The sequence below is a fragment of the Lysinibacillus sp. TE18511 genome (genome assembly GCF_054062295.1).
Genome location: NZ_JBSSFD010000049.1, coordinates 24576 through 34799, shown reverse-complemented (window position 1 = coordinate 34799; position 10224 = coordinate 24576). Strand labels below are relative to the sequence as shown.

General features: G+C 34.5%; 11 protein-coding genes and 1 pseudogene. 7 read left to right on the top strand and 5 right to left on the bottom strand.

What is annotated here, in order from left to right; all coding sequences use genetic code 11:
- The 5 genes and pseudogenes from ACVWXS_RS22995 to ACVWXS_RS22975 form a co-directional block, all read left to right on the top strand.
- Positions 1-290: pseudogene (locus ACVWXS_RS22995) on the top strand (hypothetical protein); the annotation flags it as partial.
- 435 nt (positions 291-725) lie between these two features.
- Complete coding sequence (locus ACVWXS_RS22990) at positions 726-1502, top strand: SDR family oxidoreductase (RefSeq protein ID WP_456960310.1); 777 nt, start codon at positions 726-728, stop codon at positions 1500-1502.
- Between the two features lie 355 nt (positions 1503-1857).
- The gene (locus ACVWXS_RS22985; protein ID WP_374966632.1) at positions 1858-2223 is read left to right on the top strand and encodes a DUF2089 domain-containing protein; all 366 of its coding nucleotides are present in this window, start codon (positions 1858-1860) and stop codon (positions 2221-2223) included.
- 13 nt (positions 2224-2236) lie between these two features.
- Positions 2237-2611, top strand: a complete 375-nt coding sequence (locus ACVWXS_RS22980; protein WP_456960309.1) for an SHOCT-like domain-containing protein — start codon at positions 2237-2239, stop codon at positions 2609-2611.
- Positions 2612-2621: 10 nt separating this feature from the next.
- Positions 2622-2903 (top strand): hypothetical protein, encoded by a 282-nt coding sequence (locus ACVWXS_RS22975; RefSeq protein ID WP_456960311.1) that lies wholly within the window; start codon positions 2622-2624, stop codon positions 2901-2903.
- 529 nt (positions 2904-3432) lie between these two features.
- Here ACVWXS_RS22975 and ACVWXS_RS22970 read toward each other — a convergent pair.
- From ACVWXS_RS22970 to ACVWXS_RS22950, 5 genes are read right to left on the bottom strand one after another with little or no spacing between them, the layout of a single operon-like run.
- Complete coding sequence (locus ACVWXS_RS22970; RefSeq protein WP_456960308.1) at positions 3433-4053, bottom strand: class I SAM-dependent methyltransferase; 621 nt, start codon at positions 4051-4053, stop codon at positions 3433-3435.
- 16 nt (positions 4054-4069) lie between these two features.
- Positions 4070-4504 carry a disulfide oxidoreductase gene (locus tag ACVWXS_RS22965; RefSeq protein WP_456960307.1) on the bottom strand — a complete coding sequence of 145 codons (435 nt, stop codon included), beginning with the start codon at positions 4502-4504 and terminating at the stop codon, positions 4070-4072.
- Positions 4497-5180, bottom strand: coding sequence for a DsbA family protein (locus ACVWXS_RS22960; RefSeq protein WP_456960306.1), 684 nt, complete (start codon positions 5178-5180; stop codon positions 4497-4499). Before ACVWXS_RS22960 ends, ACVWXS_RS22965 begins: the two co-directional genes overlap by 8 nt.
- Before the next feature lie 25 nt (positions 5181-5205).
- Positions 5206-6303 (bottom strand): copper resistance D family protein, encoded by a 1098-nt coding sequence (locus ACVWXS_RS22955; RefSeq protein ID WP_456960305.1) that lies wholly within the window; start codon positions 6301-6303, stop codon positions 5206-5208.
- 2 nt (positions 6304-6305) lie between these two features.
- On the bottom strand, positions 6306-6851 hold the full coding sequence (locus tag ACVWXS_RS22950; RefSeq protein ID WP_456960304.1) for a copper resistance CopC family protein: 546 nt from the start codon (positions 6849-6851) through the stop codon (positions 6306-6308).
- A gap of 143 nt (positions 6852-6994) precedes the next feature.
- Here ACVWXS_RS22950 and ACVWXS_RS22945 point away from each other — a divergent pair, with 143 nt between their 5' ends.
- Complete coding sequence (locus tag ACVWXS_RS22945; RefSeq protein WP_456960303.1) at positions 6995-7315, top strand: ArsR/SmtB family transcription factor; 321 nt, start codon at positions 6995-6997, stop codon at positions 7313-7315.
- Between the two features lie 10 nt (positions 7316-7325).
- Positions 7326-9935 carry a heavy metal translocating P-type ATPase gene (locus ACVWXS_RS22940; RefSeq protein ID WP_456960302.1) on the top strand — a complete coding sequence of 870 codons (2610 nt, stop codon included), beginning with the start codon at positions 7326-7328 and terminating at the stop codon, positions 9933-9935.
- Positions 9936-10224: the final 289 nt, after the last annotated feature.

Here is a 10224-nt window from a genome sequence, read left to right as displayed (position 1 = left end):
AAGAAAAAGGGATTACAGTAGACGAATTGATTGCTCAACTTGAAAAAGAAGGCAAACTAACAAAAGCTGCTAATGTAACTGAATCTACGAAAGCTGAAGGCACGATTGAGTCAGATACGGCCAGCAATACTAGTGAAGTCACAAATTCCAGTGAACCAGTTAACTTGGAAGAAATGGCGAAAGAAAAAGGGATTACAGTAGATGAATTGATTGCTCAGCTTGAAAAAGAAGGCAAACTGACAAAAGCTGAAAAAGTAACAGATTCCATGCCAGCCGAAAAAAATAAGTAACATATAGAGAGTACCTGGAGCTGTCTCAAAAGTAAACTTCTGCTAAGGAAGAAACTTTGAACAGCTCTGTTCACTTTGTTCAGCAATAAATGAAGGAAGGCCTAGTGAACAAACGGCAAGTAATTTGCAAAGTAGTTCTTCGGGATTTCTTTACTAAAATTGGTAATTTCGATACTATATAAACATGGAGATGTACGAAAGAAGCATGGACTTTAATGGGAGATATTCTTTAATGGCTATCAAATTGTATGGAGTAATTGATTCCCCTTCTTTAAAAGAGGGGTAATTTTCCATTTTAATTTACACCATTTTAGGATTGCTGGGTTCATGTACTATAAACTCGCCGAGCGAATGCCTATTAGGTATTCTTTTTTTGTTTGGTAGTCTACATCTCCAATAGGACCTTGTTCAGCGTATCCATAAGGAGATGCTTTTATGAAACGATTAATGAACAAGACTGCAATTGTTACTGGCGCTAGTCGAGTAAATGGTATTGGTACTGCAATATGTCGGGAACTGGCCAAAGAAGGCGCAGACATTTTTTTCACCCATTGGTCAAAGTATGATCGTCAGATGGAGTATTATATTGATCATGATTCCGATTGGCCGCAACATCTTATGGCGGAGATCCGTAGCCTTGGAGTGAAATGTGAATCAATGGAACTGGATCTGTCACAATCAGATGCACCGAAGAAATTGCTTCATGAGGTTCATGAGAAAATAGGTACACCATCCATTCTTGTGAACAATGCAACTCATTCTGTTGATGTCGATTTTCGTTCCATAAATGCAGATATTCTCGATGCTCATTATAAAGTGAATGTTAGAGGAACATGTCTTTTGACAGCCATGTTTGCTCGTCAAATTGAAGGCAAACATGGTGGTCGAATTATCAATATGGTGTCAGGTCAAGATAAATCACCTGAACCAGGTAACCTAGCTTATGTTTCAACAAAAGGTGCCGTTTCCACTTTTACTAAATCAGTTGCTTTTGAGTTGGCACCGCTTAACATTACGGTTAATGCTGTGGATCCCGGACCAACTAACAGTGGCTGGATGAGCAGTGAGTTGAAGAAAGGCTTATTACCGAAATTTCCGATGGGACGACTCGGTGAACCTAGAGATGCTGCAAAGTTAATCGTCTTTTTAGCAAGTAATGAATCTGAATGGATTACGGGACAAATTATTCATTCAGATGGAGGGTTTTGGTGATTTTAACGGCTTGAAACAGTTTCGGAATAGGGTACTATTCAGAAGTACTAATAAAAGTCCAATTTCCTTTAATATTGGGAAATTGGACTTTTTATATTTATTTATGGTGCAAAATAATTCCTAAAGTGACAGTCTAAGGAATCGTGCTCCTAGGATTTTCACCAAGAGGAATGTCTACAATTTCAACCATCATGGTAAATAGAATACTCGAATGAATAATGAAAATGAATAATTAATAATATTAATTTGTGAATTAACATTATTAATTATTTTAATTAAAAAATTTAAGTTTTATTATTTGTGTTTTCGATTCCTTGTTGTATAATCAAGTTAACTAGAAGGAAGGGATTTCATTATGGCTTATCAAGTAATCACAAATTGTCCTGTTTGCAGTAAAACATTGAAAATTACAAAGTTGCAGTGCTCTCATTGTCACACTACGATTGAAAATGAGTTTGAATTATCTAAACTGGCATCCTTATCAAAGGATCAGCTTCATTTTGTGGAAGTATTTTTAACATGCAGAGGGAATATTAAAGATGTTGAAAAGGAACTGGGAATCTCGTATCCAACGGTTCGAGGCAAGCTAACAGACATCATTTCATCCCTTGGATATGTGCAGAAGAAGAAAAATGAAGTAGACGAGAAAAAAGTTGTTACCATGTTGGAAAATGGCGAAATCACACCAGAAGAAGCCATTAAGCTCTTAAAAGAGGAATAGGGAGGAATTTATCATGAACGAGGAAATTACTAAAGTGTTAACAATGATACAAGATGGGAAGATTGATGCCGATCAGGGATCCGAACTGATTCAAGTGTTAAAAGAGAAAGAAGAAACAAGTAACAAGCCCAAATATTTAGAAAAAACATTAAAAATCCGTGTGGTATCAACCGAAAATGATAACGTCATGGTCAATTTGCCGATAAAACTTGTCAAGGCAGTATTAATGGCTGGACATAGCATCGCAGCGAGTATTCCTCAATCGGAAAAATACGTGAAAGATATTGACATAAACCTTCTTATTGAAGCAATCGAAAACGAATTAGATGGCCAAATTGTTGATATTAAATCAGCGAACGGGGATACCGTTTCGGTCATCATTGAGTAGTGATTTGCTTATGATGCATGTAAAAGTGAAAGCAAAAGACGTTCGATTTACCATCCCAATTCCATATGCTTTATTAAATATCGTGATTTCAATTTTGTCTTCAAAATTTATTCAGCAAAATGTAAACAAGTGGACAAAAGATCACTTCGAAAGAAAAAAACTGGACTTTACCTTTCCGCTAATAGACAAAGAAACGCTAAAGCCTATCGTCAAGGAACTGAAAAATTATAAGGGGATCGTGCTAGTAGATGTCAAAGCTAAGGACGGTACTGAGGTTAAGGTCAAACTATAATTTATGAATACACCGACCACTGACGAAAAAATAAATAACAAAGAGCATGTTTTATTATAAAAAATATGCTCTTTGTTATTTAAAGTGAAGTTATGACAGATAGAAAAGTCTTGCCAAAGTTTTGTCCTCTAGATTTTCTAATAGAGCTTTTGCCCTCTTGTCTATATTATGTGAAAGCTCATTCACCGAAATATATAAGCTTCAAATTCTCGCCATGCTCCATCTCCAATACACCACTTACATTTTTAGCTATAAAGGCGTAACGCTAACCGATATTGCCAAAGTAACCGAGTCCAAGACTAGCGAAAAATCCGTTTCAGGAAGTGTAAATGAAACCACATAGGATTTGGCGAGAGCATTTCTAGCCGATGATTTATCAACAAATATAGTTCAGGTAAAACTTTTTCAACTATCTAAAAAGATCATTAAACAATAAGTTAGTATTCTTCAGAAACAGTAATTGAAAAGAAAGGGAATCAAATTAGTGTTATTGTAGCTATGCCTATTTATGAGTAAACTTTTTTAGTAGCTAATAAACTTTGATTACTTCAATAAATCTATACATTCCACTTAACATGACAGGTTCATCTATAATAATTTTGAGCCTTTGTTCATTTTGGCTAAACAATTCCTCAAAACTTCGACCAATATCGGTTCCTAATATGCTTATAAAAGGTCTTAACAGTTTTTTAGTTAGGGTTATTTTTTGATTTTTAGGAGCAAATTTATCAAAGATCAGAATTCTTCCATCCTTCTTTAAAACTCTTATCATCTCTCCAAAGCATTTAGTTTCATCAGGAACGACAGAGAGAATTAAACTCGCTACAATATAGTCAAATGATTCATCCTCAAAAGCCATTTTTTGAGCATCCATTTCTAAAAATTTGATAGCAGTTCGCTCGAATTTACTTTTAGCTTTATCTAACATATCAGGAGAATAATCAATTGCTGTAATATCATAATCAACATAGTTTATAAATTCTAAATCAGCTCCAGTACCAATACCTACATATAAGATTTTTTGTTTGCTTTGAAAAGGTACTTCTTGAAAAATCTTTTTTCTAGTCTTAAAAAAAATACCTGTATTAAAAAATTTATCGTAGAAAGAAGAGCCAACTTTGTAAATAATCTTGTTCCACGTATTATTCAATATGTCATCCCATCTTTCATCGTTTAGTTCGGGACATAGCTAACATACTAATTGAAATGAGTGTAAAGGCCGTTAATGCTAAAAAGGGAATCGTTACAAATCCAAACCAGTTAATATATTCGATATTACATGGTACACCACTTACACAAGGCTTAAATCCACCGAATCCTGGAATTTTCTGTTCAAGATAGTGAATAAGTGATATACAGCCTCCAATAATGGAGAGAGGTAAAACAAATTTTCTCACGGTTACATCACGTTGAAACATCGCAATTCCTAGAATAAAAACAAGTGGATACATGAAAATTCTTTGATACCAACACTTTTCACAAGGGATAAATTCTCGAATTTCACTAAAATATAAGCTGCCAAATGTAGCAACTAATGAGACTAGCCATGCAAAGTAAAGTAGATAAATGTCTTTGGAATTTTCTTTCATCACTTTATTCATTTGCAGCACTCAATTTTTCTTCTAATATTTTTTGAATTTCTTCATAATCAAATGGGTCACTAATTTTTTTATTGCCAATGATAATGGTTGGTGTTACACCGACTCCATTTTCTTTATACAAAGCAGTATCTGTTTCCACTTGTGGCATTGTCAGCTCTTGTTCTAGGTCTTGTGTTAATTTTTCCGGCGATATGGATGGCATAGTGCTTGTAAGTTCTAATAGTTTTTCGGTTGTTACCCATAATTCATCATGCTTTGCTGTTTCTGGTTGAGAGGAGAAAAGTGCCTTATGGAAATCCCAATATATACTTGGGTCTTGTTTATAAACAGATTCCGCAGCCAAAGCAGCTAAAATAGATTCTTGTCCGTGGAATGGAACATTGACATAGGCAAAATTAACATCTCCACGATCTACATAATCCTCCACTAGTTTAGGGAAAATAGTTTCACCCCAAGCTTTACATGAAGGACATTTAAAATCCCCAAATTCAACGATTGTAACAGGAGCATCAGGTGCCCCATATAATGGTTGACCCTCTATTGACGGTGGTTCCGTAGCGACTGTCTCAGTAACAGGTTCGTTCTTTTGATTCAATACGACGATTAATGCAACGCCAACAAAAATCAGTAACGTGAAAACAACGGCGAATTTTGCGCCCATATTTTTCTTTTTCATGATTAATTACCTCGGTTTTTAAAATTTATTGAATACTCATCATTAAAGCTAAATATAAAGAAATCACACTTAGTACATTCATAGTAAAACCTACAAAAGCAGGTGTACGTTTTATATATGTCATAACCGAAAGGACTAAAAAGAAAGCTCCTAATAAAAACAAAATAATAGCATACAAGTCAAATCCTAAAATAATAATTGAATCTTTTGTTATGTTACCTGAGTAAAACAAGTCAAATAAGCTTGAAATACCCGATGATGCAATTGTAATCTCTATCTCATGTGGTGGCTCTTGTTGGCCTAAAACAGCTGTTGCAGAAAAAATTAACAATACAACTAGACTTTCGGCTTTCGTCCAAGGAGTCGGATTAAAAGTTGGATTCTTAACAACACTTCTTCTAATTAATACACTATTGATAAATGCATATAGAATTAGTGGAATAATTAGTAAATGTTTAATTAACAAAGATTGACCATAGGGTAATATCCAAGAATTTGCGTAATCCGAATAATCAATCACAACGTTCATTAATAATAAACCAGTTACAATTGTCACAATAAAACAAGAGGCTGCTACTGGTGAAAACCAGTTTAAAAACTTTAACCAATTGGAATAATCAGTTGAGAACCAACTCACTATAATTAATACACCTGTCCAAACGGAAATAGCTATGAAGTGTATTGAATGGATGAGAAACCCTTGCCAGTCATATATGGATGCGGCATGACTCGACCAACCTAAGATTAAGATTAAAATTAATGTTAAAATCAAGCTTACCAAAGAATTAATAGGTCGTTTTCTATAATCAAACCAAATAATATAAATAAATAAAACGTTGGAAACGAGAGATGTAACAATCCAAGCCTTGCCGATTGTAAAACCTAAAAGGACAGATTGGAGTGTGCTTAAAAAGCCAATATCTTTGTAAAGATATAAAATATTTTGTAAAACTGGGAAAAATGAGAATATTGCAATACCCGCTGTTGCGGTCATTAATACACCCTTTTTCACAAAAACATCTGGGCGATGTGTACTTGGGATAAGCTGTATCAAAAAGCTACCAATTAATATTGAAAAACATAGATATAAAAATGGTTCACTGAATATGGCAATAGAAATCACTATTATTTTTTCCTCCGCATTAATACAAACATACTTACAATTGCGATGATAGCCAATAAGCCAATAATTGATGGAAGTAGGTAACTAGGCGTATTCACTTGGTTATTCTCTTTTGTTTCATTCGTTGTTGTGACAATATCCTCTTTCTCTTGCTGTTTAGATTCATCTACTTCTTCGCTCTGTTGTTCCGTGATTACCTGATTAACAGTAAATGCAATGATTCCCTCAATCGGATGACCATCTTCACCAATAATCGACCATTTTACTTGATAGGATCCATTTTCCAACGGTTCATAAAACGAAGCTTTCATAATATTGTCCTGAATGGTGAAATTTGCTTGTTCAATCATTTCTCCATTTGTATTAAATACATCAAATTTGCTGGTTTGTTCAATTTTAGTTCCAAAAATCAACGAGACCTCATGTAATTCCTCTGTAATTACTTCTCCATCCCTAGGGTTTGAATCTTCAATAGGTGTATGCGCTTCCATCTGACTACTAAATAAAAAGCTCATTAATAAAACAGTAAAAAAAATTTTCTTAATCATTTTGACCTCCAATACAATCATTTTTAAAATTTTTGACAGACATATTAGATAGTGCTAATATGATTGACACACATATTAGTGATATCGAATATGATAATAACAAAACATATTAGCAAAGTCTAATATGAATTGGAGGAGATTTTGTGACAGAAAATAATTTTGATTTAAAAATTAAATTAATACATGGTTTTTCTAATAAAGTAAGACTTCAAATTTTAGAGTGTATTAAAGAGAAGGAAAAGACAGTATCTCAAATCGTTGAGGAATTAAGGGGCAATCAGTCTAACATCTCACAACACTTAGCCTGTTTAAAAGGTTGTGGTATTATCGTTGGTCGTAATGAAGGGAAGTATTGCTACTATAGCTTGAGAAATGAGCGAGTCCGCGAACTTCTTGAAATGTTTGATACTGTTTTAGAAGATGTTCACTCCGATGTTGCATGCTGTGCAAATCATATAGATTAGAGGGATTGAGATGGCAGATAAATGTTGTAGTTCAAATAGTCATGATGGTAAAGATGACCAGATAAGTAAGAACTGTTGTGATTCAAACCACCAAAATGATAAAGGTGAACAGACAAGTAAGAGCTGTTGTGATTCAAATCAGCATAATTCTGATGCAGAGCAGATAGGTAAGGGTTGTTGTTCTTCAACGCCAACATCAAAAACTACTGATAACAGTAACAGTACATGTTGTAGTGGAGGCTCGAAACAGTCATTTATCCCACTTGAAGATATTTTAGCAAACCGTATGAACTCTATTCAAAAAGAACCTGATAAATTTCAAAGGTCTTACCGAATTTTCGGAATGGACTGTGCCGCTTGTGCGAAAACGATAGAAAAGGGGTTAAATACTCTCCCTGATATTAGTTCAGTTCAAGTGAATTTTAGTACTGCTAAAATGCAGGTAAGTGCTAATTCTTCTGAAGCACTATTGCCTATTGAACGTACTGTACAAAAATTAGGATTTACTGCAGAGCCCATCCAACAAATTAATCATGTGAAAACGTATGATGTAGTTGGCATGGATTGCAGCAGCTGTGCGAAAAGTATTGAAAAGCACTTAATGAGTTTACCAACAGTTTCATCAGCTAACGTCAATTTTTCTACTGGAAAAATGAAAGTTGAACACGATGGACCTTCGGATAAAATTATTTCAGAAGTCTCAAAAATTGGATTTAAAGCTTATCTTGTAGAAAATAAATCCTCAAGTACAAAACAAAAGCAGTCGAAAACTGAAAACAACATCATCATCTTTTCAGGAGTTTTAATAGCATTAGGATTTATTGGATCATATACAGCTCTCCCTGAATGGCTAAGTAATCTTTTTTATGGGATTGCACTAGTTATTAGTGGATATAAACCTGTACGTAGTGCATTTTATGCAATTAAAAGCCGCGCGCTCGATATGAATGTTCTAATGTCTGGTGCTGCAATAGGTGCAATGCTGATAGGAGAATGGCTTGAAGGCGCGACGGTTGTTTGGCTATTTGCTATAGGTACGTACCTACAAACAAAATCAATCGAACGCACTCGAGATTCAATCTCAAATTTAATGGATTTAGCTCCACCAGAAGCTTGGGTTAAAGTAGGTACAGCTATTGAAAAGAAAGCTGTTGAAGAAATTGTACTTGGCCAAACCATTGTTATTAAACCAGGCGAAAAAATCCCATTAGATGGTGAAATTTTAGTGGGAGAGTCAAGTATTAATCAAGCCCCTATAACGGGTGAATCTATACCCGTAGATAAACAAATTGGTGATATTGTTTATGCTGGTACGATTAATGAACATGGCACATTGGAAGTAAAAGTAACAAAACTAGTTGCAGATACTACTATCGCTAAAATAATTCATCTGGTAGAAGAAGCACAAGAGAAAAAAGCACCGACAGAAGCATTTGTTGATAAATTTGCAAGTATCTATACACCTATAGTGTTTATCTCTGCATTAGCATTGATTATTATCCCACCTATACTCGGCTTTGGAACAGCAGGCGAGTGGTTTTATAAAGGGCTTGAACTATTAGTCGTTGCTTGTCCTTGCGCATTAGTTATATCAACACCAGTAGCCATAGTCTCAGCTATAGGGAACGCAGCTAAAAACGGTGTGCTTATCAAAGGTGGTACATTCCTTGAAATTGCTGGGAAGATCGATGCCGTTGCTTTTGATAAAACCGGAACATTAACAGAAGGAAAACCTACAGTATCAGAAGTTAAAGTCGAAGAGATTTCGGAAGTAGAATTACTATCCCTCGCACTAACATTAGAGGAATATTCCACTCATCCCATTGCTAAAGCTATTACTAATTACGTAGTGGAACGCAATATTGAGAAAAAAATGGGTTCAGATTTCAAAAATATTGTAGGGAAGGGCGTTCAAGCAAAAATAGGAGATACGATTTACTTTGCTGGAAATGTGAAGCTTTTCGAAGAGCTGGGTGTTCCATTAAATAAATTAATTCAAAGTATACATGAAAAGCAAAATCACGGAAAAACAGTTGTTATCATTGGTACAGAAAAACAAATTTTAGGTATTATTTCAGTATCAGATAAGATTCGATCCTCAACTGTTTCAACCTTAAATTTATTAAAGCAAAACAGTGTTAATCAAACAGTAATGTTAACTGGTGATAATGTTGGTGCTGCTAAAATGATAGCTGCTGAAGCAAATGTTGGGCGTTACTTTGCAAATCTATTACCGGAAGATAAAGTGAGTGCCATTCAGAAGCTCCAAAATGAAGGCTATACAGTCGCAATGGTAGGAGACGGTATAAATGATGCCCCAGCACTTGCAACAGCAAATTTAGGCATTGCAATGGGTGGTATAGGTACTGATACAGCCATGGAAACTGCAGATATTGTATTAATGGCCGATAACCTTGATAAATTACCACATACGATAAAACTAAGTAAAAAAGCTTTAATGATTATTAAGCAGAACATTATCTTTTCAATTATCATTAAGGTTATTGCGTTAGTGCTGATTTTCCCTGGATGGCTTACTCTATGGTTAGCAGTTTTAAGTGATACAGGGGCTGCGTTAATTGTTATACTCAATTCACTTCGTTTACTTAGAACGAAGTAAGATGAGATAGTAACAGCATAAGTCTAAAATATATACAAAGAGCATGCTTTTATCAAATAAGGCATGCTTTTCTTTACGAAATATCTTTAAATATTGATTAGGAACGTTTATTTTTAAAGGCTTCACAATTGTATAGGCACTACAAAGACAATTGATTGAAGCTTTAAGAAATTGGATTAGTTAAGCATCATTGAAAAGGTAGTATCTATTAAACTAATCGGCATGAAAGAAAAATTTATTTCCATTCAACTATTGCAAATAAAGGAATGGAAGCGTAATATAAGTGTAT